Below are 25,130 nucleotides of genomic sequence, written 5' to 3'. Positions count from 1 at the left end.
GACTTCTCCTATTTTTCAAAACTGAGGACGGTTTTTCCGCGTGAACGGCCGTTGGCAACCTTATCAAGGGCTGCGTTGACTTCTTCAAATGGATAAACGGTATCGATTGACGGTTTGATTTCAAGCTTGCTGAAAATGTCTGCTACTTCTTGCAGCTGCTGGCCATTGCTTTCTACGAAAATGAAATGGTAGTGCACGCCGTAGCTGTCAGCCATCTTGTCAAACTTGCGACCAACCAAGCCAAACAGGACTTGTTTCCATTTTGGCAGGTTCATGCGTTTGGCAAAGGCGCCATTTGGCATGGCACGAAGGGAAACCAACTGTCCACCTTTTTTCATGATCGACATTTGTTTCTCCGTCTCTGCACCGCCCAGTGTGTCCAGAACATAGTCGATTTGGGAGAGGGTTTTGGTGTAATCTTCTGTCTTGTAGTCGATAAACTGGTCTGCTCCCAGCGCCAAGACCCGCTCTGCATTTGCTCCATCTCCATTTGTGATAACAGTCAAGCCCTTGGCCTTGGCGATTGGAATGGCCATACCGCCGACACCACCGGTTCCCCCTGAGATGAAGATGGTCTTACCAGCCTCAGCCCCCATGAGATCCAGCGCCTGCATAATGGTCAGGGCCGTCAGGGGAACGGCCGCCGCCTCCACATCGGTCAGGTAGTCTGGGACTTTGGCAAGGGCAGCTACTTCCACCGCCGCATACTCGGCAAAAGCACCGATACTATCAAGCGGAAGGCGGCCGAAGACACGGTCGCCTGCTGCAAATGTGGTTACAGTTGCACCGACTTCTTCGACCAGGCCAACAACCTCATTGCCAGCTGTTTGTGGCAATTTATAAGGAACAATCATTTTGACATCTCCGCGAGAAATCATATTATCCAGGGGATTGACGCCTGCTGCGGTCACTTTGACCAGGACTTGGTTGGGTTGGATTTGTGGTTTGGCAATGTCAGTCAGGCTGAGGGCGATATTGTTTTTGTTATAAGATATGTGTTGTGCTGCTTTCATGGTTTCTCCTTTTATTTAACAACTTGTATCTGATACAGGTCTAACTGTATTCTAAGAAAATCTGACTAAGCCAGTCAGATGCGCTTTTGCTTGGCTTCCGCGTAAAGATTCTCAATCACCTTGTCCAAACTTTGCTGGGCCAAGTCTTCCTCCAGTTGTTTTTCAACCTTGGTAAAAATTGGGCTCACTGCGCCTACAATATGCTTGCCGACAGGGCATTCCTGATTGACATGCTGGTGCTGCTGAAAGAGTTGGATATGGGTGACTTCCTGGGTTGCAAAGTAGATTTCCAAGAGGCTCATCTCAGCTGGCTCCTTGCTCAGCTCATAACCAGCCTTGCCCTGCTGGGACTGGATAAGGCCTGCGTTTTTCAAGAGGGCAATGACCTTTCGGATATAGCTGGCATTGGTGCCAACACTGTTTGCCAAGGCCTGCGATGTCATGACATCACTGCTCTCGCTAATCATGGTAAGAATGTGAAGGGCAACAGAAAACTTAGTGTCCATAGGTTCTCCTTTGTGTTGTATCTGATACACGAACAAGTTTAACACAAAACATTTCCCTTGGCAAGGATTTGGTTTAAAAAATCACAACCGATTGGTTGTGACGAATTGACCCTATCCTTATGAAGATAAGCAGTTTGCCTCTTTTCTGCCAAAGCATTTTGAACCATAGCACGGGCGACCTGCCCTAGCCGAATGCCCTTCCAGCCTGCCACAGGACCGACCAGAACGGGCGAGATGACTTGGAAGATTTTGATTCAAATGCCCTTGTCTACTGTCAGCCCCTCTCGCTTGGGTGCAATCAACATAGACGGCCGATAAAAGCGGTGAGTGTATAGATTCAGTTTGAGCAAGTCCTCATCCAAACGGCCTTGACTTGTAGATACTTATAGCCTGTTTTACTATTGGCTCCCATAGCAGAAACGAAATTGAAGCTTTTGACCCTGCCTGCACAGAGTTTATGGGAAAAGCTGCTGGAGATAGGCATGGCTCTCCAGCTGTTCTTTGGGATCGAGCATATCTACCAGATCAATTTCATAGATGCTAGTGGCTTTTGGATTGAGCAAGGGAATAACCCGCTTCCAGTCGATGGACCCTTGGCCCAGAGGCAGACTGTCATGCTCCTGCCCTTTTGAATCAACCAAATGATAGTGCACAATATGATCTTTCAAATAGGTCAAAGACTCTTCCAAGGCCTCCTGTTTCCCCTTTAAGGCGATGAAGGCGTGGGAAACATCGTAGGCCAGACGATAGCTGCGCTTAAAAATCTCACGCTCAAGCTCCCTATGCCCAAAACAAAAGAGAGGGGAAATGGAATTTTCAAACATAATCCGATCTTTTCCCAAGTCCCGATAAGTATCCAGTCTTTGCCAAAGGACTTCCGTAGCTTCAGCCAAACTCCGATAATCCGCAATAAAAGCATGGGTCTGTTTTTCGTAGGAGCCATGAACCAGCACCTGTATGTCATACTGAGCAGCCAAATCTAGCAAAGTCCTTGTGGAAAAATCAATAAAATCCACTAATTGTGGATGGCAGTCAGCCTTGGCAACCAGCTCCAGCATCTCCCCTCGATAAAATACAGGGTGGTGCAGGATGATATCCCGAATGCCAGCATCCTTTACTCTCCTAATCCCCTGTTCCAGCCTAGACAGTCCCTCTTTTGTAAAATTTTCTTCCGAGGTATAAAATTCAAAGACGCTTGGCTGATGTTTCAGACGGCTTTCTACTTGGTTGGGATCAGCACTTGATTTTAGTCCTAAACGCATATAGCTACCTCCTATCTCTCAAGACCCATTATAACAGATATACCGTCACTTTTTTCTCAACTCAAGTGTTTCTGTTCCCTTTTGTAACATTAGAAAACACCGCAGCAAGCTACGGCGCTAGGATCTGTTTGATTTCACAGGGCCATTGACTAAACTCGTAGCCTTAAAACTTCCCGAGATTGGTCAAGTCTTTTTTGTCTGGCATGACTTCCTTGTTGTCCCAATGCTCCACAATCTTGCCGTCCTTGAGGCGGTAGATGTCAAAGTGGGCGTAGTCCTGACCTGCGATCCAGACCTTGGAATAGGCCACCACATAGTCACCCTGTCCCATCACCTTGAAAACAAAGTCGTAGGTAACTTGATTCTCTACAAGATAGTCCTTATAAGCTGCACCGCCCTGGGCGATTTCTTGGTTGTGCTGAATCAAGTCATCTGCCACATAGTCGTCAAATTTTTCGATTTCCCCATTTTGAAGGACATCGACCAAGAAGCGACGGACGATTTTCTTGTTTTCCTCGGTCTTGTCCAAATCGGTCAGCTCAAAGTCTGCGTAAATCGGGTCTGTTTGGCCAATGGTTTTTGGATAGGCGTCAATAACATCCCAGTGCTCGACGATGCGGCCTTGGTCATCCGAGCGGAAGATGTCCGCCGTCACCCACTCAGCCTCACCATCATTGAGTTTCTGGTGGACATGAACAAAGACGAAATTCCCGTCTTCAATCGCACGGACAATGGTGATTTCCCGCTTGGGATTGCGCTTGAAAAAGTCCTCAAAGAAAGCCGCAAAGCCCTCCTTTTCATCAGGCACACCTGTACTGTGCTGGGTGTAGCTGGCTCCCATATAGTTTTCATGAACTTCCTTGATTTCTCCGTCTCGAATGCCACGGAGGTAGAGATTTTTTGCGTTTTCTAGTTGATTGGACATAATTTTTTCCTGTTTTTTATTTTTTTGCTTTATTTCCTGTTCTAAGTCAAGAAGGTATTGTTTGCGTGCCACTCCTCCACCATAACCGCCCAAATCACCATTACTGGCAATAACACGATGACAAGGAATTAAAATGGAAATTTGATTGGCTCCATTAGCATTACCAACCGCCCTCACCTTATTAACATCTCCTAAATTTCCTGCCAAATCTTTATAAGAACGTGTTTCTCCAACTGGAATTTCTTGTAATTGTTCCCAAACTTTCTGTTGAAATGGTGAGCCAAATAAATATAGAGGGGTCGTAAATATTGCTGTCTGTCCCGCAAAATAAGCTGACAATTCCTCTTCTAAACGCCTCAACAGAGAATTTTTTCCTTGAAAAATTCTTGCGTTAAACTTCTGGCGTAGACGCTCAATCTCACGTTCAAGTCCTCTGCGATTATCAAACTCTAGTAAATAGAGATAGTCCTCATCTGCTAGAGCAATCATACGCCCTAGTGGTGTCATGATGAAAGTAGAGATTATCAGTTTTACCTCCGTCTTCTTAGCTGGATTTCCCATTATCTTACTAAAAGCATCATTAAAGCCACTAGCAGATTGATACCCCATCGCTACTTGTTGGTGGATAACTTTTTGTCCATTTTCTATATTCTTAAAAGCAAGTCCCATTCGTCTAGCACGTGCATACTGAACAAAGGTCATCTGGTAAATATCCTTAAATTTTCTTCTTACGGTCGCCGAGTGAATGCCCAGTTTCCGAAAATCCTCTTCCTTCCATCGCTTCTCTGGATTCTCCTCTACCGCTTCGACCAATATCTTGACCTCATCTGGTAATTGATTGGGATAGGACATGGGATTACAAATCTTACACGGGCGATATCCTGCCAATAAAGCTTCTTCTGCTCTTTCGTAAAAGAAACAATTTTCAAATTTTGGTTTTCTCGCCCGACAAGTAGCGTGACAGAAAACTCCTGTTGTTTTGATTGCTGCAAAAAAGATACCATCAAAGTCACTATCTCGATTAACCAGTGCCTTATAGTATTGTTTTCTTAGCATTTCATCCGTAATCATTTCACTACCTCGCATTTTCTAATCACCCCATTATACATCAGGATGAATAAGAAAACTTCCGAAAAATGAACAAGTATTTCCACAGACTCCTATTTTAGTAAATTTTCTTTTTCTAAATATTCCCTCGCCACTTCTTCAGCCGATTTGCCTTCCACATCGACCGCATAGTTCATCTGGGTCATCTCCTCGGTCGAGATTTTACCCGCCAGAACTCCTAGAACTTGCTCCAACTCTGGGTATTTCTCTAAGGTTTCTTGGGACAAAAGCGGAGCGGCCTGATAAGGAGGGAAGAGCTGTTTGTCGTCTTCTAGGATTTTCAGCTTGTAAGTAACCACCTTGCTGTCTGTTGAGAAGGCTTCCACAATCTGCACATCCCCGTTTTTAATGGCTTCGTAGCGCAGAGCTGGCTCCATGGTCTTGACAGTGAGGTTGAGACCATAGAGGTTTTTCAGGCCCAAATTCCCATCTTCCCTGTCATTAAATTCCAGGGAGAAACCAGCGACTGCTGTGCCCTGAACCTTGGCCAAGTCTGAAATGGTTGTAAGGCCATTTGCCTTGGCATAGTCTTCCGTCACCGCAATGGCAAAGGTGTTTTGGAAGTCCATGGGTTGCAGATAAACCAGACCATCCTGTTCCAAGATAGCCTTGCGGGCCGCCTCATAGACCTCTTCTGGATTGTTGGACAGGTCTGTCGGAGGATTGGTCAAAAGGGTGGTCGTGATGGTGCCTGTGTACTCTGGATAAATGTCGATTGAGCCTGACTTGAGGGCTTCATAGAGGAAGCTGGTTTTGCCAAAATTAGGCTTGATGTCGACTGAAATATCAGTTTGATCCTCAATCAGGAGTTTGTACATATTGATCAGGATTTCAGGCTCGGCTCCCAGTTTCCCAGCGATGACAACCTTCTTGGACTGGCCTTGGAAAACCGGAACATAGCTGACCCCAACCGCAAAGAGGGTGACCAGCAAGGCCAAGAGGATGGTTTTTGGCTTTTTATCCTGTAAGAGCTTGATGACATAGCCAAAGACTACTGCCAGGACAGCCGAGGACACCGCCCCAATCAAAATCAGGGCCGAATCATTGCGGTCAATGCCCAGCAGGATAAAGGAACCCAGCCCGCCAGCCCCTACCAGGGCGGCCAAAGTGGCTGTTCCGATAATCATGATGGCGGCTGTCCGAATGCCCGACATAAGAATGGGCATGGCCAGGGCCAACTCAAATTTTTTCAGCTTTTCCCACTTAGTCATCCCAAAGGCGGTCGCTGCTTCTTCCAGATAAGGGTCAATCTCTGCCAGTCCTGTCAGGGTTCCCTGCAGAATGGGAAAGACTGCATAGATGACCAGGGCCACCACAGCTGGCAGGGTCCCAATACCCATAAAGGGAATGAATAGCCCCAAGAGTGCCAAAGAAGGAATGGTCTGAAAGATTCCCGTAATTTGCAGGCTCCACTCGGTCAGGCGTTTTTTATTGGACAAGAGCAGACCTAGAGGAACCGCGATGGCAATAGCGATAATCAAAGAGAGTAGGGAAATCCGTAGGTGCTCAAAGAGGGCTATCTGCCAATCTCCCTGTCTTTCTACAAAGGTTTGGATTAGGTTCATTTGGCACCTCCGCTTGTCTGCATAAATTCGGTGACAAAGTCATCTGCTGGATGATGGCGAAGCTCATCAGGGCTGCCAATCTGCAGAACCTGTCCCTCTTTCATGAGGCAAATTCGGTCGGCCAGCTTGACCGCCTCATCCATATCATGGGTCACAAAGACGGTTGTCATACCAAATTCCTGATGGAGAGCCTTGATCAAATCCTGGAGCTGACTTCTGCTGATGGGGTCCAAGGCTGAAAAGGGCTCATCCATGAGCAAGACCTTGGGATTGGCAATAATGGCCCGCAAAATCCCAATCCGCTGCCGCTCTCCGCCAGAAAGGTCCTTGGGCAGACGGTTCAGGTACTGGTCAGGCTCCAAGCCCACCTTGGTCAAGAGTTCTCTGGTTTTTTCCAGAATCGCTGCCTTGTCCATACCCTTCATTTCAGGAATGAGGGCAATGTTCTCTGCCACGGTCATATTTGGGAAAAGAGCAATCTGCTGGAGAACATAACCTGTTTCCAGACGCAGCTCCCGAAGATTGTAGTCCTTGAGCCGCTTGCCCTGAAAGAGAATATCGCCATCTGTTTGCTCCAAGAGGCGGTTAATCAACTTCAAGGTTGTTGTTTTTCCACAGCCGCTGGGACCAATGAGGACAAAGAACTCCCCTTCTTGAATGGTAAAGGTCAAGTTGCGTAAGATTGGCCCATTGACAGAGCAGTCTAGGGTCACATTTTGGTAGTCAATCATAGATCCCCCCTTCTTCCTTTAAAAACAATGCTGTAATGGACTGGCTATAACGTTCTGACAGCTGCAAAAACAAGGTCTGTTCCTCATCAGACAAGGCTTGCATCGCTTTCATCTCCAAAGCCTCTAATGGATCCAATATAGCTGAAGCATAGGAACGGCCTGCTTCTGTCAATGTTAGTAACTTGTGGCGCTTATCCTGAGGATTTTCTTTGCAGGTCAGATAGCCTTTTTCTATAAATTTCTTGATGGTTGCATTGACCACTTGCTTGCTGGCATAAGTTTTTTCACTGATACGCTTCTGAGTAATCCCTTGAGGATTGTAGTAGATCCACATCAGCATGTAAAGCCCCTTGCTCTGTAAACCATGCCGTCTGGCATAGCCTTCATAAAAGGCCAGCTGCTGATCAAAAATACGAGCATACTGCTTGGTTTGTCGGTGTAAATCTGACATCTTAACTCTCCTTCTCATGGTTTAGTACAATCACTTTGCCAAAACTCTCTTTTCCTTCCAAGTAAGCATGGGCCTCTTGAATCCTGTCCAGTGAAAAAATCTTCTCAGGCCCGACTGGGACATGATAACTTGCGATATAGTCAAACATCTCTTGAAGCTTGGTTTTGGAAACATTGCCTGATGCAAAAGTGGTCAGATAAACGTTGTGTCGCAGCATTTCAATTGGATCAAAATCTTCCAGATACCATTTGCCGCCAAGCTGACCAGTTGAACAGACGATACCGCCCTCTTGCAAGTGAGCTAAAGAATCTGCTATGGTGGCAGGCCCGACCAGCTCCAAAATCTTATCAAAGGTCAGCTCTGTCTGCAGGCGGCCCTGTTCGTCCACGATAACATCTGTAAAACCAGAGGCTAGCAGTTTATCCTTCTTCGCCAGACTTCTGGCTGAGGCATAGACTGAAAGATGGGGATAACGGGCTTTGACCAGTTTGACAAAGGCCTGGCCCACACCGCTGGTTCCACCCCTGACCAGAACCTTATCGCTGGCTTCAATCTTCAGATTTTTCATCGAACCATAAGCTGTATAGTAGGTTTCAGGAACGCTGGCAAGCTCTGCCCAGTCTAGGTCAGTCCTGATGACATAAAGGTTGCTGTTAGGAACCAAGGCGTATTCAGCATAGGAGCCATCGTAGGCACGCCCCATCTCCCCCATGATAGACACCACCTTGAGTCCGACCAGCAGATTCTGACTGTCGCTGGTTTCTTCGATAAGACCAACCAGCTCAATGCCTAGAACTCTGGGAAAGGAAACGCTGGGTGACAGTCCCTGTCTGGTAAAAATCTCCGAATGGTTAATGCCAAAGCCCATGACCTTGACCAACGACCAGCCTGGTTTGAGGCGAGGACGTTCGCGTTCAACGACTTCAAGAACTTCTGGGCCACCTGCTTGAGATACGACTACTGCTTTCATGCCATTCCCTCCGTTATTAGTCAATAGTTTTTACTAGTTGCATTTACTATATACTTTTATTCTTACCCTGTCAAGAAATTAGTACAATATTTTGACTAATTGAGATAAAAAACAGATAAACTAGACACCATTTACAAGATGCACCCCGATTTTCAAATAGACGAACCGTTTCAGTCTGTTCGCATTCTATAATACCTTGACAAACGTGCACCTTCTGTTTACAATAGGAAACAAAAAGGCATGAACACATAGTTATGTGGACTTAGAGTATAAAGGAGTTGCCCATGAAAAAAGGATACAAATGGTTGCTTGCGTTGGTCAGTCTTTGTTTGGCTGTTAGCTTTTTGACCTCCTGTGGCTTTCTCAATCAGGAATATCAAGAAGACGATGAAACCAGCTTGTTCGAGCAAGAATCCAACGACGACATTGAGGATGAAGACGACTAAACGCCCCAGGAAGATTCCTGAGGCGTTTTTGATTTGAAATATTATTGACGTGAGCGATTGGCATAGGATTGCCAATCAATACTGCGGGCCTGACACCAGTTTTGAACATCCGGTCCGAGAATCAAATCCTTGGTTCGTAGTTCCTCAATATTTTTAGCCCCCACAAGGGTCATGATGGACGCTAGCTGTCTTCTGTGGAGCTGGATGTCACGAAGAGCATCTTCCATAAGGTCAATCTTGCCCGTTTTCACATATTGAAGGTAGCGATTGGACATTCCAACCAGATCAGCTCCCAAAGCTAGTGACTTCACAATATCCAACGGGTTCTTGATACCGCCAGAAGCAATGAGTTGAGGTCGTTCTTCCTTTGGCAGACTCATGGCTTCTACCAAAGAAATAACCGTTGATTGCCCCCACCCCTCTAGGAAATCATAGTGTTTAATGGTGCGACGATTGTTTTCAATTTTGGCAAAATCCGTGCCACCTGTTCCTGAAATATCCACAGTCTGAACACCGACTGAAGCCAGCTGGGCCACCGTTTCACGGCTCATACCAAAGCCCACTTCTTTGACGATAACGGGCACTTCCAATTCTCGAACGATGGTTTCAATATTTTTCAGCCACATGGAGAAGTCACGATCACCCTCTGGCATAATGACTTCTTGGGGGGCATTGATATGGATTTGAAGCGCATTGGCTTCGAGCAAATCGACCGCCCGTTTGGCATTTTCAAGGTCATGGTGAGCTCCCAAATTAGCAAAGATGATACCGAATGGATTTTCTCGACGCATGACAGAGAAGCTCTCTGCAACAGAAGGCTCCTTGATGGCAGCGCTGACGGAGCCGGAAGCTAGGGCAATTTTCCCATAATGAGCCATAATTCCCAGTAAACGGTTGATTTCTCTAGTTTTTTTGCTACCACCTGTCATGGCATTGATAAAGAAGGGAGTCGCAAATTCCAAACCAGCTACTGTGGTTGAAATGTCCACATCGTTAATCTTCATCTCTGGTAGTGACTGGTGGACAAAGCGTGTTTCTTCAAAATCCTTGGCAGATTGATAGGTAAATTGTTGACTGGCCAGTTCTACATGCTGGTCCTTTCTGTTTCTTCCATGGGCTCGATTATCAATCATAGGTTCTCCTTATTCTCCATAGGTTATAGCTAGATCAAGCGGTTGGATTCCCGCTTCTAGCCAAGCCTGACATATTTCTTGTTGCTGCTTAGAGCTGGTCACCAGACAAAAGCCACAGTCACCGCCGCCTGCTCCCGAGGACTTAGCTGGCGCTCCCTTATCAAGTGCTAATTGACAGAGCCGGCTCAGTAGCGGGGTCTCAATCACAAGTCCCATTTCTCGGGCAAACTCTCTCAAGAGTCTGCGATTTTCTAAAATTGCTTCTTCTACCTCGTGAGCGGATCCAGCCTGACAGGCAGCAACCAGTTTGTGGACACAGGCTTTGCTTGCAGATAGGAAGGATACTCGGTAGGCCGTCTTATCTGCTTGCTGACCTTGTTGCTGCATCTGAGTGACCAATTTTTCCGTTGACGCAGCCTTACCTGTCCAACCGACCAAGAGTCTTAGCTCTGCTGGTAATTGGAGGGACTGGATGGACAAGCCCTGCCAATCAGCCTCCAAGAGTTCTGGCAGAGAAAGCTCTGCCATTTTTTGCGCTAACCAGACCTTATCAACAGAGTGATAAGCAATCAATCCTTCAAAACTGGACGACGCCAAATCTCCGAAGGAGCCGGTCATCTGTAAGCACATCTGACAGAGGGCAGCCAATTTGAAGACCAACAGGGGCTGACTTTCTTGGTGATAGTAATCCAGTAAGGCCTTGATACTTGCGACTGTGACGGCTCCTGATGACCCTAGTCCATACTTGGTGCCTGTTGCTGCATCATCCAAGCTAGAGGTGACCGTGAGTGAGTAGTAGCCTTCAACCGCCTGCCCTAGAGCACGGAGATAATCTTCTACTAGCTGCATGGCGGTACTGATGATGCGATAGGGATTCTCACCCTGCACTTCCAGTTGGTCGCCCTTTCGTATCCAGTTTAGGGTTAGATTGGCCTGCTGGCTAGAATGGATCCGCCCCTCGTCTGCACGCGCGATGCGCACCCATAGACGTTGATTGACCGCAGCAATCACCGCTGGATAACCAGGCTCAACAACTGCGTATTCACCTGCCAGAAAGAGTTTTCCTGACGCACTTGCTTGGCTAATCATAGTTGTCCACCTGCCCCAAAGCGCTCCAGCGAAGCTTGCCAGTCTGCTTCGGTCAACTGACTAGCCCCTTTTCCTGGCAGACTAGTGATTATCTTATCAGCAGGAAAGTGTTGGCTGAGTGCTCCAACTAACTTGTCCACATCACTTGCTCTGCAAAGAACCTTGACATTAGGGCCTGCATCCATGGTCATATAAGCTGAAACTCCCAAGTCTTGCCGCACCTGCCGAACAGCCTCTTGGGCCAGTAAGCTGCCTGCATTCCAATAGGTAAATGGTGGATTGGCTGAAAGAGTGGTCGCATGCATCTTCATACCGTTATGCTCCGCAATCTGACCAACCTTATCAAAATCTCGCTCCGCAATCGCTTTTTTAATGGCAGCCAAGTCCGCCTTAGCAGTGTCAACCCAAGCCTGATAAAAGGGAGAGGTCGCAACTGTATGATCCATCCCTTCCCGACTGGCTACCTTTTTCTGGCTGGTATCAACTGCCAGCACCAGCATAGCAAGATCCCAGTCTGCCGGATCTATCGGCCGAGCAAGTGAATCTTCTGAGCAGGTACCCATCTCCCATTCAACAAATCCGCCGAACAAACTGCGAGTGCTGGAACCTGACCCCCTACGGGCAAAAGTGGACAACTGCTCCATGGACAAATCCAACTGCAAGGCACTTGCGGTTGCCAAGGCTAGGGCCGCAAAAGCAGAAGCCGAGCTTGCCAAACCTGCTGCTGTCGGTACAAAATTGAGGCTTTCAACTCGAGCAAAACGCTTCTCACCTATATATTCGCGAAATAAATTCAAAAAACGAGAAATTTTTTCAATTTCTTTTTCCGACTGCTCTTTTTGATTCAATGAAAAGCTGTCCGCAGTCAATTCTGTATCAAAAACTACCTTGGTATCCGTATAAAAGGCATCCAGTGTCAGAGATAGACTGGAATTCATCGGTAAAAACAATTCCTTGTCCCTTTTTCCCCAGTATTTAATCAGGGCAATATTGGTATGGGCACGCGCGATGCCGATTGATTGAGTCATCTTATTCTCCTAAGTATTGAATCCAAGTCTGTTTGGCACCTGCCTCCTGCAGGGCTGCAACAATCCTATCAGCTGCTTCTTGATCCTTGGCTAGTGCAATCATGCAGCCACCACGGCCGCCTCCTGTCAACTTGGCCCCCAGAGCACCTGTCTGCCTAGCAACAGCTACCAGATGATCCAGTTGCTCATCTGAAACTCCCAATTGCTGAAGATAATGGTGGGCTTGGTTCATCTTGTTGCCTAGACTTTCTGCACGATTTTCTGCCAAATCTTCTTTGGCTCCCAGGGTCAGCTCCCCCAAGGCTTCAAGCCAATTTTTGACCTCATTTTTTTGCCGCCACAAGACAGCCACATCGGTGATGGCTTCCAAGGTATGCCCTGTTTTTCCTGTATCGGCCACCACTAGATGGGCATCGAGCTGGATAGTCAAGGGTTGGATTGGATGGCCCTTGATAAAGAAAACAGGCGATTTTCCACTGGTAGTCGTCGCATCAATTCCTGACGGATTTCCGTGGGCAATTTTCTCCGAGGACTGAACAATATCCCAAAGCTCCTGATCGGTCAGCTCCTTTTTGTAATAGGCAAAGAGAGAGCGGGCGACTGCTACCGCCACTGCCGCACTGGAGCCCATTCCCCGCTCTGCTGGAATCGTTGAGCGAATTTCCACATGAATAGCCGGATCTGTCGGAGCCCCGATGCGATAGAGAGAAAAGCGGATGGCATGCTTGAGACTCTCCCAAATCTTGGGCATCTCATGCACCAAGCCCTGATAAAAATCACAGGTTACCGACAGAGCCTCTCCTTTAGAGCTTACTGTTGCGACAATTTCAACAGCAGAAAAAGGCATAGCGATGGCTGGTTGACCGTAGACCACTGCATGCTCCCCCATTAAAATAATTTTTCCTGTTGCTTTTCCAACTGCTTGCATACTCTCTCCTTGTCAATCCTAGTGAATCGTTCACAGGATTGAGGGCTCCTATCTTTTCTTATTCTCAACTTTGTCAAGACTTTTCACCAAAAAGGCCGTTCTAATCCTTCTTCTTAAGCAATCACTCATATTATATCATTTTATAGACAATTGAAAAAAGAAAATAGCCATTCTTCCGCAAGAGTTTGGAAATGAGCTGAAAACTTTCTAACTTGCCACTGGCATTGTTGTTTGTTAGGCAGGCTGTCGCTATTTTTGACACTAAAAAAGAAGTCGATTGGCATCAACTTCCTCAGTTTAATAGACCTTCCCCATGTTTTCTCAGTTCCCGCCGGAAACAAAGTGATAAGAAAACGGCTCGGAACACATTGTCCACAATCGTTCCAATCCAGATAGCTGCAAGACCCAACTGAAAAACCGTCAGTAAAATATAAGCCCCAACAATTCTTACCAGCCACATCCCGATTGTCGTTGCATAAAGAGGGAGTTTGGCATTCCCCAAGCCTTGCCAAAGGGCGGTGAAGATTAGAGTTGCGGCTGTTGCCGGCAAGCCTATCAAGCAAAATAAAATAACCAGTTGACCCGCCGTCGTAGCTTGTGCATCTGTCGTGTAGAGGGCAAGAAGCGGCTGACGACCAACAAAGATCAACAGCCCAACCAAGCCCATGGAAAGGAGCGCAAGAAACAGACTAGCCCGTCCTAGCGCACGAATCTCGCGCCAATCTGCACGACCTTTTTCCTGAGCAGTCAGGATGATAGTTGCTGTAGCAAGACCCAAGCCGGGCATATAGTTAAACTGGGTCAAGGTTTCACCGATGCTATTTCCTGCTACCACAGCCGTACCTAGGCTAACAATCATCCCTACCACCACCAAATCTCCTAGCCGCATCATCAGGCGTTCCCCAGCTGCAGGCAGGGCCAGACGCAACAACTGCCTATCCAACTTCCAGCTCGGTTTGCCCAAAGGAATTTTTACAAAATACCAGAGAATCAAGCAACCGATAAGACGGGATAGGATGGTTCCCCAAGCCACCCCTGCAATACCAGCCTTCAGAACGAAAACAGCCAGAGCAGACAAGAGGGCGTTGAGCAGATTGGACAAGAGGCTGACATACATGGGCAGCCGAACCCGCCCAGTCGCCCGCAAAATAGCGCCGAGACTGGTCATGAACCCTAAACAGCCGACCGCTCCTCCCACTAATACCAGATAGAGTCCGCCAGCTTCTGCAACCTCTTTTTCAGCTCCCATCCAAAGCAACAAATTTGGGCCTAAAAGTATGGATAAGACTCCCAGAATAAGACTGAGCAAAAGGGTCAGTTTCACCCCTTCTGTCAACTGTTGAGAAAGAAGAGCCTGGTCTTTTTTTCCAACGGTTTGCCCTAAGTAGGCAGAAAGAGCTGCTCCTAGGGCAATGAAAATCGCTTGGTAGATAGCTAGAACATTATTGGCGACAGAAACACCAGACAGAGCAACCAATCCCAAAAAGGCTACTAGGTAGGAATCCACCATCCCCATCAACATCTGCAACATATTTTCTACCATAGCCGGCAGGGCTATCTGCAAAATATCCTTGTATCTTTTTTTCATATCTCTCCGTAAAGCAAAAGGGCGTTTCCGCCCCTTTTCCTATCTTTATTCAAGTCCCAGATACCGCTCAACTTCCGCTTGCATCTGATCTGCTGCTACCACCGTCTTGTGACGGACTGGAGCTGTTTCAAGACCATCAACTGCTGGCGGAACAGCAACACCTGAGATGGCATGAAGCTTGGCAAGGGCTTCAAAATCTGTCAAGCCTGACTCGCCTGTAACAGCCTCCACGGCAACAACCGGAAACTTGTACGGACTAGCTGTTGAAGCAATAACCGTCGGAGTTTGATCTCCCGTTTTTTCCACATACTGTTTATAGACAGCTGAAGCCACGGCCGTATGCGGATCCTCGATATAAGCTGACTCCTCAAAGACACGCTTGATTTCAGCAGCCGTTTCAGCTTCTGTCGCAAAGGCCGCATCAAAGAGAGATAGAATATCCGCGTCAGCTCCTTGAATGTCATACTGCCCCACTGTATTCAAGGCTGCCATTAACTCAGCAGTCTTTGCAGCATCATTTCCAAAAAGATGGAAAATCAAACGCTCTAAGTTGGATGACACCAAGATGTCCATCGATGGGCTGGTCGTCACGCGGAAAGCCCGTTTCTTGTCATAAACACCTGTCGCAAAGAAATCTGTCAAAACATTGTTGTCGTTGGAAGCACAAATCAACTTGCCGACAGGAAGGCCGATTTGCTTGGCATAATAGGCCGCCAGAATATTTCCGAAGTTGCCTGTTGGAACCGTGAAATTGACCTTGTCACCAGCCTGAATATCTCCACTCTTGACCAATTGAGCATAAGCGTAAACATAGTAGACAATCTGTGGCACCAAGCGACCGATATTCATCGAGTTGGCCGATGAGAACTGCAAATTCTTGTCTGCCAACTTGGCGCGAAGCTCCTCATCATTAAACATGTTCTTCACATTGGTCTGAGCGTCGTCAAAGTTCCCGTCAATAGCGACCACATGAGTATTGTTGCCAAGTTGCGTCGTCATCTGCAACTCCTGCACCTTGGATACCCCGTCACGCGGATAAAAGACGATAATCTCTGTTCCTGGAACATCCGCAAAACCAGCCATCGCAGCCTTGCCTGTATCACCAGAAGTAGCCGTCAAAATAACAATCTTGTTCTTCAGACCATGTTTTTTCGCGGCAGTGGTCATAAAGTAAGGCAGGATAGACAAGGCCATGTCCTTAAAGGCAATCGTCGAGCCGCGGAAAAGTTCTAAGTTATACCGCCCCTTAAGTTTGACCACAGGAGCAATAGCCGGTGTATCGAACTTACTGTCATAAGCGTTCTCAATACAGTAATCCAACTCCTCAGAGGTAAAATCATCTAAAAATGCAGATAAAATCAATTTCGCCACTTCCTGATAAGAAGCGTCCTTGAGTTTGTTGAAATCCAGCTCCACCTGCGGATAGCTGACAGGCGTAAACAAACCACCATCAGCTGCCAAGCCTTCTAAGATAGCCTGACTAGCAGAAACTCGATTGTGTGCATCGCGTGTTGATTGATAAACTAGTGTCATGTTCTTCCCCAAAAATCATATTTTATCCATTTTACCACAATTTGACAGAAAATTGGCAATATATTACAAAAAACCAGACAAAAGTCCGGTTTCTCCTTATTTTACACTTTTTTGCCTTACAAAATCACTTCTGCAAAGAGACAATCCAGCTCAAGAAGGTCAATATCCTTTTTCAGATGGATTTTTATTTTGCCTATCTTGGTCCAGAGTTGCACTTCAGAACTAAAGTCCAAGAAATTGCCCGCATTTTCTGTTGACCACATCAAAATGGAGCTGTAAGGGAGAGAGTAGGTTTCAATCTTCTTTCCTGTCAGTCCTTGGGCATCACGGACAATCAAACGTTTGTTGGTAAATAGGGCCTTATCACGAATCGTTTCATATGCCGCTTTCACTTCCTCACCTTTTAACAAAAGGTGGGAAACATCCGTCGGAGTTGGGCATTCTTTGATAAAGGTCCAAGCAAGCGTGCTTATTTCTGCCATAACGGCCTCCTTCAATAATCTAGACTTATTATATCATAGGCTTGTCTGTATTTTGCTCCTTCAAAAAAGCAAGCGCCCATACAAAAACTCCCTACTCAAGCAGGGAGTCTTGGCCATCAGTCTATCGAAGACTGACGAGAAATTAGATTATTAGAGGTGATTATTTGATACGACCTGGACGCTTTTTGTAACCATAGTAAGCATCTTCGATGATTTCTTGCATATGGTCAACCATTGCCAAGCGTGGGTTAGCAGGTGTACATTGATCTTCGTAGGCAAGAAGAGCCAACTCACGAGAGTATTTCTTGAGTTCTTTCTCATCAACGCCTTGGTCTTTCAAGTTCATCTTGATGCCGACGCGCTCACCCAACTCATAAACAGCTTTAGCGTAAGATGCTACACCTTCTTCTGGAGTTGAAGCTGGAAGTCCAAGCATTTTTGCGATGTCTTGGTACTTCTCATCCGCACGGTAGTAGTTGTACTTAGGCCATGTAGCGGTCTTAGCTGGACGAGTACCGTTGTAACGGATAACGTATGGAAGCAAGATAGCGTTGGTACGACCGTGAACTGTGTGGAAACGTCCACCAAGTTTGTGAGCCATAGAGTGAGAAATACCTAGGAAGGCGTTGGCAAAGGCCATACCTGCCATTGTTGAAGCGTTGTGCATCTTCTCACGAGAAGTCCAGTCTGCTTCTTTAACAGATTTTTCAAGGTTTTCAAATACCAACTTGATTGCTTGAAGAGCCAAACCGTCTGTGTAGTCATTGGCAACTGTTGACACATAGGCTTCTGTCGCGTGGGTCAATACGTCCATACCAGTATCTGCTGCTACGAAGTCTGGCACACTCATAACGAAGGCTGGATCCACAATCGCGATGGTTGGAGTCAATGAGTAGTCTGCAAGTGGGTACTTGCGGTTGTTCTTCTTGTCTGAGATAACGGCAAATGGTGTTACTTCTGAACCGGTACCAGATGTTGTTGGAATACCAACGTACTTAGCCTTTTCACCCAATTCTGGGAACTTGAAGGCACGTTTACGGATGTCCATGAATTTTTGAACCAAGTCACGGAAGTCCACTTCTGGTTGCTCATAGAAGAACCACATGATTTTCGCAGCATCCATTACAGAACCACCACCGATAGCAACGATTGTGTCTGGTTTGAAGGCTTTCATCGCTTCTGCACCACGCTCAACAGTTGTGATGTCTGGATCTGGTTCGATGTCTGAGAAGACTGTATACATCACCTTGTTTGAGCGCAATTGAAGCTGTTCGATAACGCGTTGAACAAAGCCGAGCTTCACAACCATTTCATCGGCTACGATCATGACTTTCTCAACATCTGCCATTTTTTGGAGATATTGGATTGAGTCACGTTCAAAGTAAATTTTCGCTGGAACTTTAAACCACTGCATATTGTTTCTCCGTCTTCCTACTTTCTTGATGTTGAGCAAGTTAAGGGCACTTACGTTGTCACTTACTGAGTTACGTCCATAAGAACCACATCCGAGAGTAAGAGATGGAAGGAAGGCGTTATAAACGTCACCGATACCACCGAAGGTAGATGGAGAGTTCCAGATAACACGGATAGCTTTCACGCGTGTTCCAAATTCTTTCGCCAAGTCTGCATCTTCTGTGTGGATAGCTGCAGAGTGACCAAGCCCGTGGAATTCAACCATTTGACGAGCTGCTTCCAGACCTTCTTCACGGCCTTCAACTTTCAAGACAGCGATAACTGGTGACAATTTTTCACGAGTAAGAGGCTCCTTTTCACCGATTTCAGCTACTTCTGCCGCCAAAATGTTAGTGCCTTCTGGTACTTTGAAACCAGCTTGCTCAGCAATCCAAGCTGCAGGTTTACCAACGATATCAGCGTTCAATTTACCTTCTGCACAGTTCTTGCTGTTTGCTTTCACGCCGAAGCAGAACTCTTCCAGAAGCGCTTTTTCTTTTTTGTTGACGAAGTAAGTGTGGTAAGATTTGAATTCATTCACAAATTCATCATAGATGTCTTTGTCCACGATAACTGCCTGCTCAGATGCACAGACCATACCATTGTCAAATGACTTAGACATTACGATGTCGTGAGCTGCTTGACGGATGTTTGCAGATTTTTCAACATAGGCTGGTACGTTACCGGCACCTACACCAAGAGCTGGTTTACCGCATGAGTATGCTGCACGCACCATAGCGTTACCACCGGTCGCAAGAATCGTTGCAATACCGTCGTGTTTCATCAATTCAGAAGTTGCTTCCATTGATGGTTTTGTAATCCACTGGATACAGTTTTCAGGCGCACCTGCCGCTACCGCTGCTTCATACACAACGCGCGCTGCGTGAGCAGATGATTCTTGTGCAGATGGGTGGAAGGCAAAGACGATTGGGTTACGAGTCTTCAAAGCAATCAATGATTTAAAGATTGCAGTTGAAGTTGGGTTGGTTGTTGGAGTAACCCCACAGATAACACCAACTGGCTCAGCAATCAAGGTCAAACCAGTCACTTCATCATCTTCGATAACGCCAACTGTTTTAACACCACGCATATTGTTAACAACGTGCTCACAAGCAAAGAGGTTTTTTGTCGCCTTGTCTTCAAAGACACCACGGCCAGTTTCTTCATGAGCATGTTGAGCCAAAACACCATGTTGATCAAGAGCTGCCACAGATGCTTTAGCTACAATGTAGTCCACTTGTTCTTGGTCAAGCAGGCGGAACTCCTCCAAGGCAACTAACCCTTTTTGAACAAGCTCATCAACATGTGCGCGAGCCTCTAGCAACTTTTCTTCTGGTGATACTTTTTTCTCAGCCATTTGGTTTCCTCCAATAGTTTAATTTCTAGTCAACAAACTTTGTTAACTTTTTCACAAAAACATTCTACACTATTTTTTCGTTCTTGTAAAGTGTTTGTTAAATATTTCACAAATTATTTTTCCTATTTTGTGAACTTACTCTGCAAATCCGGCTAAAACATAGCTTTCCCTTGCTTTCTTTGTGAACTTTTTTTCCGAACTTTTTTTCTTTCACAAGGAAATTCTCCCTCTTTTATCCGAAAAAAGAGCAGCAGGAAACTCCTGCTACTCATCCGAAAAACAGAGATAGGTCTTGAACAGGTAATCAGGAGTTATAAGGCAGATTATCCTGATGCAGCACCTCAGAAGGGGCTCAAAACTAAAACAGAGACTCACACAAAACGTGAATCTCTGTTTTTCTTTAGAGGAGAAGTTTTTTTATCTTAGACTCAGCTAATTGATCCATAATTGTTTGGAAATCGCTCTTTACTTGGGCCAAGCTTGTTTCCAGCTGTGTCCGGGTCTGGTTGTTTTTAACGAGCACCTGACCTGTCTCGATTTCGCTGCTCCCCAACGTAATGATACATTTTGCGCCGAAAACATCTGCTGATTTAAATTGGGCCTTGAGCTTGCGATCCAGATAATCACGTTCGGCTTTAAATCCTTGTCTGCGTAAAGCTTGAACCAGCTCCAGCGCTCCGCTATTGGCCTCCTGACCCAAGACTGCAATGTAAACATCCAACTGGGTGTCTAGTGGAAGGCTGATTCCTTGCTTGTCAAGAACCAGAATAAGGCGTTCAATCCCTAGCCCAAAGCCAAAACCAGCCGTGGCAGGCCCGCCAAAATACTCTACCAAACCATCGTAGCGACCACCCGCACAAATCGTCAGCTCGGTATCTGCTACTTGGGTAATAAACTCAAAAATGGTGTGGTTGTAATAGTCCAAACCGCGCACCATATTGCTGTCAATGACATAGGAAATCCCCAGATTATCCAACATGGACTTGACCGCTTCAAAGTGAGCGGTGCTTTCCTCATCCAGATAATCCAAAATAGAGGGAGCATTCTCCACCGCCTGCTTGTCTTCTTTTTCCTTAGAGTCTAGGACACGAAGAGGATTTTCCTCCAAGCGGCGCTGACTGTCCTTAGATAACTGGTCCTTGAGCGGAGTGAGGTAATCAATCAGAGCTTGGCGATAAGCTGCGCGGCTCTCTGGATTGCCCAGGCTGTTGAGGTGGAGGGTAACTTGCTGGATCCCCAGCTCCTCAAATAGCTGGTAGGCCATTGCAATGGTTTCCACATCGGTCGCTGGATTGCTGGAGCCGAAACATTCCACCCCTATCTGATGGAACTGGCGCAGACGACCTGCTTGCGGACGCTCGTAGCGAAACATAGGGCCCATATAGTAGAATTTAGAGGGTTTTTGCACTTCTGGGGCAAAGAGCTTGTTTTCCACATAAGAGCGGACAACTGGTGCTGTTCCTTCTGGACGAAGGGTGATGTGGCGGTCGCCCTTATCGTAGAAATCGTACATCTCCTTTGTCACGATGTCTGTTGTATCCCCAACGGAGCGGCTGATGACCTCATAGTGCTCAAAAATGGGCGTGCGAATTTCCGCATAGTTGTATTGGGCAAAAAGCTTGCGCGCAAAACCTTCCACGTACTGCCACTTGGCAGACTCCTGCGGAAGAATGTCCTGAGTTCCTTTTGGTTTTTGAAGTTTCATCGTTTAAAATGCAACAGATGTCGAATGCAAGGTAAAAACAAATCGTATCCATCTCGATCTTCCGTATGGTTTGTTTTTTTACACAAGGTTTTGTCTGTGCATATTCCTTTCTGAAATATAAGTCTGAAACAAACACTCGTCCAGACCACTTGTAATCTCCTTATTTTACCATAAATGCTCTGCTATTTCTCAAAAAAATGAAAAAAATCGTGTCAAGTAACTTTACTTTACAAAAAAGTTTTGATATACTGTTACAGTTGGCGAAAGCCAAAACATACACTTGAAAGGAAAATAAAGAAAATGGCAGTACCTGCACGTCGCACCTCAAAAGCGAAGAAAAACAAACGTCGCACTCACTACAAAGTAGCAGCTCCAACTGTGAAATTTGATGAAACAACTGGAGATTACTCACGTTCTCACCGTGTATCTTTGAAAGGATACTACAAGGGACGTAAGATCGAAAAAGCAGCTTCAGCTGAATAATAGAAGGGAGATACCATGCGCGTAAACATTACACTTGAACACAAAGAATCTGGTGAACGCTTGTACCTTACTTCAAAAAACAAACGCAACACTCCAGACCGTCTTCAATTGAAAAAATACTCACCAAAATTGCGCAAACACGTGATTTTTACTGAGGTGAAATAGGGATTCACTACACGTCAATAGGCGGTAGAAACCTTGATTTTAAGCGATTTTTGAAAGATGAACTTTCATTACATTGCAGTACAAATCAATTGAAACTCTACAATTTTCTCTACATTTTTTAGATAATAAAATTTAAGTAGAACATGCAGATAATGAAAGGAACACTTCGAATGAGGTGTTCCTTTTATATAACAAAAACTCTACTATTTGGAATAGTTCATTTATTATAATTATGTCAAACCTTATGTTTTTTTATTTTTGTATAGATAAAATCTTTGGGATTATCAGGTGTCCTCAATATCTAATGATTCTAATTTTTCAATTGATATTTGATATTGAATCTAGTCAGAATCTTTCCAAATTATAGCTTGACAAATATTTCAACTGTCATGAGTAATTCTCTTAGACCAATAACTCTAATTCTTCTATATCTTCCTCTCTATCATTTTTGATTGCAGAAAATGCAGATAAAGTAGCTTCAAATGCATCAGCTCTAAAAGTTCTATTCCCTTCTCGAATACCATTCTCAAAAAGAGTTTTTAAATTTTTTTCTTTTTCCAAAAACATACTTTCAACAAAGCTAAATTTTTTTGTACTAGAAGAAATATCATTACAGTTCAAGTACATACTATAAAGATAATTCTTAAAATTCATGCTCTCATTCCATAAATATGACGTTATAGGATTTGCTCCCAAATATTCAGCAGTATAATCATTTGAAGGCTGGAATAGATGTAACTTATCTCTATTCTGTGCTAGTGCTAGCTGCTCGGGTTTAAACTCACTGAACGTATTATTATCATAATACCAAGTACTTCTCCGCTTTATAGACTCTTCTTCATCCATAAAAAACATATCTGGATTAAAATTTCTAACATTTTGATAGTTCCCAGTTGCAATCCCATCAAGTCCAACCGATGCAAACATCAAATCTTGTGGATTAGCATAACCTATAATAATCTTTTTCCCAGATAACTTTAGACTAAGTATTGCGTCCAAAAGATTGTATAAATAAACTGAATTTGATACAAAAGGTTCTTCGTTTGGTTTCCTTAAAGTTAAATAGTAGCCATCGACCTTAGATAAAACTAAAAATCCAATAAAATCGCTAAACCGCTCGTCTAACACAAAATCACTTCCAATTGAAATAGTCTGATAAAAAACGCCATCAATATCGCTCGATAAACCACCGTACATAAGGTCTTCTTGTTGTTGTATCCAATCTTCACTAAAACTGTTAGAAAATGTTCCTGGAATAATATATTCATCTACACCCAATGTATTTTTTTGAAAATTGATGACATTTTTTGAAAATTGCTTTGCTTCTTCACCAGTAAATGAAGTTGTTTTATAATCTAATTGTTCAAAGTAGGGAAAATTCAAAATTTTATCTAAGTTTGTCCTTGGTTGGTAAAATTGCGGGTCAAATAAAATCTTCCCGCCGTTCTTCTTTATTTCATTAGCGTGCTCTTTCAATCTTTGAGGCCGTTGTCCTGATTGCAGAGCTCGCGGAGACAATATAACCTCAATATTGTTGTATTTGCCAGAAAATTCTTTATTCAGAGCCATCATGCCGTAGCCCTGCTGTAAAATCATTCTCATCTAGTAACCTTTCCTTTTTAAAAAATCTAATATTTCAAGTGCCGAACTAGAACGTTTATGTACTACCGGAGATAAATTCTTTTTTATAACATATTTTAATTCTTCTGGAATATTATTAAAGTCAACCGAATCCGGAGAAAGTTTTAATGTTTTTTGTAAAATTCTCTCCTTTGAGATTTCTCCTTGTACTATAGGATTTGTTCCTGTTAATAGTTCATATAATACAACAGCCCATGAAAATAAATCTGTTCTCTCCGAAATCAACTTTTTTTTATTTGCAACTTGCTCTGGGGCTGCATAACCAATTGTCATCGGCCCAAAAATGGCTAAGTCAGAAGTTATTGAATCATCTGTTAAATCTCTTGCGATTCCAAAGTCTAACAACACTAACTCTCCATTTTCTGTAATCATTATATTTTCGGGCTTCACATCTCTATGAACTAATTTTTTTTGGTGAACTAAAGCCAATGCTTCTAGTAATTCCTTCCCAATTATAACAGCTTCTTCAAATGCTAGGCCGCTTTTATTAAACTCTCTCAAAGTTTTTCCAGTGACAAAACTTTCAAGAATTATAAAGATTTCTTGCTGTCCAATCTTTACTATCTGAGTATCCAAAATTACTGGAAAATATCTTGATGATAATAATTTTAAAATATCAATCTCTCTTTTTGTTCTCTTCTCGCCATCATCGCTCGTAAACTTAATTATTTTAATAACTAAATTCTTCTTTAAACTCTTATCGAAAGCTTGATAAACTGTTTTCATACCACCGTGACCAATAGGGTTAGGATTTATCTCTAAATCCGGATATGTAAGAAACAATTTATCTAATACAAGTCTAAAAAAATCATCGTTATTCAATCTTAAATTTTCCATCTACTATCCCTTCATTTATTTCCCAAAGAAGTGGTGTGTTTATTAGTTTATTTTTCCTATTTTTTGTTTTAAAAATAATTTTATGGTTACTCGTAACAGCTACTCCAACCCCTCTTCTATGTGCTAGCTCCTTAGCTTTCTGCTGTATATCTTCTGATAATTCCGGCAACAAAATAAAAGACTGATTTGAAAACCAAAGATGACGCTCAGCTTGCTCAATAACATATTTCCAATTTGTCAATTTAGCTTCATAAACTGATAAAGAAGAAATAAAGAGAAGGTCGTTAATGCTCTTTAATTTTATGAGATTTCCATCAATATCTATCATATCTCTGTTCATTAGCCGACTTAAAGAAGAGTTTAAAATAGGTAATTCTAGATTTAAGTTTCGTAAAACTGTTTCCTTCTTCACATAAGACTTTCCTTTTAAATAAGAAAGTATATATGTATCTACCCTCTGTATGTGAGGGATATTAGAATTAAGAAGCCTTTTTTCTAATAGCGACGTGTTTATTGATAACTCAATAATATCTGGTCTTCCAAAATTTGTTGGCAATTCTCTAATATAGAATTTTTTGTTTTTCTTTGAAAATTTTATAAACGAATCCACTAACTCAAATTCAGTTAAAAACATTTATTCTCAACTCCTAACTTGTATATTATAACATCTTTTTAGTGTTTCATTGAACCTTTTCATTGCCAATCAAGTAAAATTTTATAAAAATGTCATTTA

Annotated in this window: 23 protein-coding genes and 1 pseudogene; 3 read left to right on the top strand and 21 right to left on the bottom strand. The window is 44.3% G+C overall.

Translation table 11 applies throughout. From position 1 onward, the window contains the following. Positions 1–8: 8 nt before the first annotated feature. From INT76_RS09300 to INT76_RS09260, 9 genes and pseudogenes are all read right to left on the bottom strand, one after another. On the bottom strand, positions 9–1,013 hold the full coding sequence (locus INT76_RS09300; protein ID WP_212570149.1) for an NADP-dependent oxidoreductase: 1,005 nt from the start codon (positions 1,011–1,013) through the stop codon (positions 9–11). 74 nt (positions 1,014–1,087) lie between these two features. After that, complete coding sequence (locus tag INT76_RS09295; RefSeq protein WP_212570148.1) at positions 1,088–1,519, bottom strand: Rrf2 family transcriptional regulator; 432 nt, start codon at positions 1,517–1,519, stop codon at positions 1,088–1,090. A 455-nt stretch (positions 1,520–1,974) separates the two neighbouring features. Continuing rightward, positions 1,975–2,781, bottom strand: a complete 807-nt coding sequence (locus tag INT76_RS09290; protein WP_212570147.1) for a sugar phosphate isomerase/epimerase family protein — start codon at positions 2,779–2,781, stop codon at positions 1,975–1,977. Between the two features lie 163 nt (positions 2,782–2,944). Further along, the gene (locus INT76_RS09285; protein WP_212573057.1) at positions 2,945–3,706 is read right to left on the bottom strand and encodes a nuclear transport factor 2 family protein; all 762 of its coding nucleotides are present in this window, start codon (positions 3,704–3,706) and stop codon (positions 2,945–2,947) included. 24 nt (positions 3,707–3,730) lie between these two features. Next, positions 3,731–4,777, bottom strand: a pseudogene (locus tag INT76_RS09280) (bifunctional transcriptional activator/DNA repair enzyme AdaA); the annotation flags it as partial. A gap of 89 nt (positions 4,778–4,866) precedes the next feature. Continuing rightward, entirely contained in the window at positions 4,867–6,378 is a 1,512-nt protein-coding gene (locus tag INT76_RS09275) for an ABC transporter permease/substrate-binding protein (RefSeq protein ID WP_212570146.1), read from the bottom strand. Next, a complete protein-coding gene (locus INT76_RS09270) occupies positions 6,375–7,109 on the bottom strand; it encodes an ABC transporter ATP-binding protein (protein ID WP_212570145.1) in 735 nt (244 codons plus the stop codon). The genes INT76_RS09275 and INT76_RS09270 overlap by 4 nt, the downstream gene beginning before the upstream one ends. Then, positions 7,102–7,560 carry a MarR family winged helix-turn-helix transcriptional regulator gene (locus tag INT76_RS09265; protein WP_212570144.1) on the bottom strand — a complete coding sequence of 153 codons (459 nt, stop codon included), beginning with the start codon at positions 7,558–7,560 and terminating at the stop codon, positions 7,102–7,104. Before INT76_RS09265 ends, INT76_RS09270 begins: the two co-directional genes overlap by 8 nt. A 1-nt stretch (position 7,561) precedes the next feature. After that, positions 7,562–8,530 carry a zinc-binding dehydrogenase gene (locus tag INT76_RS09260; RefSeq protein WP_212570143.1) on the bottom strand — a complete coding sequence of 323 codons (969 nt, stop codon included), beginning with the start codon at positions 8,528–8,530 and terminating at the stop codon, positions 7,562–7,564. Between the two features lie 284 nt (positions 8,531–8,814). Here INT76_RS09260 and INT76_RS09255 point away from each other — a divergent pair, with 284 nt between their 5' ends. After that, positions 8,815–8,976, top strand: a complete 162-nt coding sequence (locus INT76_RS09255) for a hypothetical protein (RefSeq protein ID WP_212570142.1) — start codon at positions 8,815–8,817, stop codon at positions 8,974–8,976. A 41-nt stretch (positions 8,977–9,017) separates the two neighbouring features. Here the strand turns inward: INT76_RS09255 and fni are convergent, their stop codons facing one another. From fni to hisS, 9 genes are all read right to left on the bottom strand, one after another. Next, entirely contained in the window at positions 9,018–10,109 is a 1,092-nt protein-coding gene (gene fni, locus INT76_RS09250) for a type 2 isopentenyl-diphosphate Delta-isomerase (protein WP_212570141.1), read from the bottom strand. A 9-nt stretch (positions 10,110–10,118) separates the two neighbouring features. Next, positions 10,119–11,198 carry a phosphomevalonate kinase gene (locus INT76_RS09245; protein ID WP_212570140.1) on the bottom strand — a complete coding sequence of 360 codons (1,080 nt, stop codon included), beginning with the start codon at positions 11,196–11,198 and terminating at the stop codon, positions 10,119–10,121. Beyond that, positions 11,195–12,226: a diphosphomevalonate decarboxylase gene (gene mvaD, locus INT76_RS09240; RefSeq protein ID WP_212570139.1), complete on the bottom strand. Its 1,032-nt coding sequence runs from the start codon at positions 12,224–12,226 to the stop codon at positions 11,195–11,197. Before mvaD ends, INT76_RS09245 begins: the two co-directional genes overlap by 4 nt. A 1-nt stretch (position 12,227) precedes the next feature. Continuing rightward, the gene (gene mvk, locus INT76_RS09235) at positions 12,228–13,154 is read right to left on the bottom strand and encodes a mevalonate kinase (RefSeq protein WP_212570138.1); all 927 of its coding nucleotides are present in this window, start codon (positions 13,152–13,154) and stop codon (positions 12,228–12,230) included. Positions 13,155–13,446: 292 nt separating this feature from the next. Continuing rightward, positions 13,447–14,742, bottom strand: coding sequence for an MATE family efflux transporter (locus INT76_RS09230; protein WP_212570137.1), 1,296 nt, complete (start codon positions 14,740–14,742; stop codon positions 13,447–13,449). Positions 14,743–14,787: 45 nt separating this feature from the next. Continuing rightward, positions 14,788–16,275, bottom strand: a complete 1,488-nt coding sequence (gene thrC / locus INT76_RS09225) for a threonine synthase (protein ID WP_212570136.1) — start codon at positions 16,273–16,275, stop codon at positions 14,788–14,790. Between the two features lie 116 nt (positions 16,276–16,391). Further along, entirely contained in the window at positions 16,392–16,757 is a 366-nt protein-coding gene (locus tag INT76_RS09220) for a PH domain-containing protein (RefSeq protein WP_212570135.1), read from the bottom strand. A 160-nt stretch (positions 16,758–16,917) separates the two neighbouring features. Further along, positions 16,918–19,566, bottom strand: a complete 2,649-nt coding sequence (gene adhE, locus INT76_RS09215) for a bifunctional acetaldehyde-CoA/alcohol dehydrogenase (RefSeq protein WP_212570134.1) — start codon at positions 19,564–19,566, stop codon at positions 16,918–16,920. 400 nt (positions 19,567–19,966) lie between these two features. Beyond that, entirely contained in the window at positions 19,967–21,271 is a 1,305-nt protein-coding gene (gene hisS, locus INT76_RS09210) for a histidine--tRNA ligase (RefSeq protein WP_212570133.1), read from the bottom strand. A gap of 300 nt (positions 21,272–21,571) precedes the next feature. On the opposite strand from hisS, the gene rpmF reads away from it, so the two are divergent. Together rpmF and rpmG are read left to right on the top strand one after the other, a co-directional pair. Continuing rightward, positions 21,572–21,754 carry a 50S ribosomal protein L32 gene (rpmF, locus tag INT76_RS09205; protein WP_018166715.1) on the top strand — a complete coding sequence of 61 codons (183 nt, stop codon included), beginning with the start codon at positions 21,572–21,574 and terminating at the stop codon, positions 21,752–21,754. Between the two features lie 15 nt (positions 21,755–21,769). Then, positions 21,770–21,919, top strand: a complete 150-nt coding sequence (gene rpmG / locus INT76_RS09200; RefSeq protein WP_002262412.1) for a 50S ribosomal protein L33 — start codon at positions 21,770–21,772, stop codon at positions 21,917–21,919. Between the two features lie 402 nt (positions 21,920–22,321). On the opposite strand, the gene INT76_RS09195 is transcribed toward rpmG, so the two are convergent. The 3 genes from INT76_RS09195 to INT76_RS09185 are packed head-to-tail and all read right to left on the bottom strand — an operon-like array spanning position 22,322 to position 25,031. Then, positions 22,322–23,521, bottom strand: coding sequence for a hypothetical protein (locus INT76_RS09195; protein ID WP_212570132.1), 1,200 nt, complete (start codon positions 23,519–23,521; stop codon positions 22,322–22,324). Next, the gene (locus tag INT76_RS09190; RefSeq protein ID WP_212570131.1) at positions 23,522–24,397 is read right to left on the bottom strand and encodes a serine/threonine-protein kinase; all 876 of its coding nucleotides are present in this window, start codon (positions 24,395–24,397) and stop codon (positions 23,522–23,524) included. It lies immediately after the preceding gene. Continuing rightward, on the bottom strand, positions 24,375–25,031 hold the full coding sequence (locus tag INT76_RS09185; RefSeq protein WP_136671748.1) for a hypothetical protein: 657 nt from the start codon (positions 25,029–25,031) through the stop codon (positions 24,375–24,377). Before INT76_RS09185 ends, INT76_RS09190 begins: the two co-directional genes overlap by 23 nt. Between the last annotated feature and the right edge of the window lie 99 nt (positions 25,032–25,130).

The sequence above is a fragment of the Streptococcus oriscaviae genome (genome assembly GCF_018137985.1).
Taxonomy (GTDB): Bacteria; Bacillota; Bacilli; order Lactobacillales; family Streptococcaceae; genus Streptococcus; species Streptococcus oriscaviae.
The sequence above is the reverse complement of the archived record's forward strand: the minus strand, read 5'-3'. Positions and strand labels throughout refer to the sequence as shown.

Bases quoted from the DNA above. Each gene is read 5' to 3' on its own strand.
- INT76_RS09260 (WP_212570143.1), bottom strand. From the start codon at position 8,530: ATGAAAGCAGTAGTCGTATCTCAAGCAGGTGGCCCAGAAGTTCTTGAA.
- adhE (WP_212570134.1), bottom strand. From the start codon at position 19,566: ATGGCTGAGAAAAAAGTATCACCAGAAGAAAAGTTGCTAGAGGCTCGC.
- fni (WP_212570141.1), bottom strand. From the start codon at position 10,109: ATGATTGATAATCGAGCCCATGGAAGAAACAGAAAGGACCAGCATGTA.
- INT76_RS09195 (WP_212570132.1), bottom strand. From the start codon at position 23,521: ATGAGAATGATTTTACAGCAGGGCTACGGCATGATGGCTCTGAATAAA.
- thrC (WP_212570136.1), bottom strand. From the start codon at position 16,275: ATGACACTAGTTTATCAATCAACACGCGATGCACACAATCGAGTTTCT.
- mvaD (WP_212570139.1), bottom strand. From the start codon at position 12,226: ATGACTCAATCAATCGGCATCGCGCGTGCCCATACCAATATTGCCCTG.
- INT76_RS09255 (WP_212570142.1), top strand. From the start codon at position 8,815: ATGAAAAAAGGATACAAATGGTTGCTTGCGTTGGTCAGTCTTTGTTTG.
- INT76_RS09245 (WP_212570140.1), bottom strand. From the start codon at position 11,198: ATGATTAGCCAAGCAAGTGCGTCAGGAAAACTCTTTCTGGCAGGTGAA.
- INT76_RS09290 (WP_212570147.1), bottom strand. From the start codon at position 2,781: ATGCGTTTAGGACTAAAATCAAGTGCTGATCCCAACCAAGTAGAAAGC.
- INT76_RS09185 (WP_136671748.1), bottom strand. From the start codon at position 25,031: ATGTTTTTAACTGAATTTGAGTTAGTGGATTCGTTTATAAAATTTTCA.
- INT76_RS09190 (WP_212570131.1), bottom strand. From the start codon at position 24,397: ATGGAAAATTTAAGATTGAATAACGATGATTTTTTTAGACTTGTATTA.
- hisS (WP_212570133.1), bottom strand. From the start codon at position 21,271: ATGAAACTTCAAAAACCAAAAGGAACTCAGGACATTCTTCCGCAGGAG.
- INT76_RS09285 (WP_212573057.1), bottom strand. From the start codon at position 3,706: ATGTCCAATCAACTAGAAAACGCAAAAAATCTCTACCTCCGTGGCATT.
- INT76_RS09295 (WP_212570148.1), bottom strand. From the start codon at position 1,519: ATGGACACTAAGTTTTCTGTTGCCCTTCACATTCTTACCATGATTAGC.
- INT76_RS09275 (WP_212570146.1), bottom strand. From the start codon at position 6,378: ATGAACCTAATCCAAACCTTTGTAGAAAGACAGGGAGATTGGCAGATA.
- INT76_RS09300 (WP_212570149.1), bottom strand. From the start codon at position 1,013: ATGAAAGCAGCACAACACATATCTTATAACAAAAACAATATCGCCCTC.
- mvk (WP_212570138.1), bottom strand. From the start codon at position 13,154: ATGCAAGCAGTTGGAAAAGCAACAGGAAAAATTATTTTAATGGGGGAG.
- INT76_RS09230 (WP_212570137.1), bottom strand. From the start codon at position 14,742: ATGAAAAAAAGATACAAGGATATTTTGCAGATAGCCCTGCCGGCTATG.
- INT76_RS09220 (WP_212570135.1), bottom strand. From the start codon at position 16,757: ATGGCAGAAATAAGCACGCTTGCTTGGACCTTTATCAAAGAATGCCCA.
- rpmF (WP_018166715.1), top strand. From the start codon at position 21,572: ATGGCAGTACCTGCACGTCGCACCTCAAAAGCGAAGAAAAACAAACGT.
- INT76_RS09265 (WP_212570144.1), bottom strand. From the start codon at position 7,560: ATGTCAGATTTACACCGACAAACCAAGCAGTATGCTCGTATTTTTGAT.
- INT76_RS09270 (WP_212570145.1), bottom strand. From the start codon at position 7,109: ATGATTGACTACCAAAATGTGACCCTAGACTGCTCTGTCAATGGGCCA.
- rpmG (WP_002262412.1), top strand. From the start codon at position 21,770: ATGCGCGTAAACATTACACTTGAACACAAAGAATCTGGTGAACGCTTG.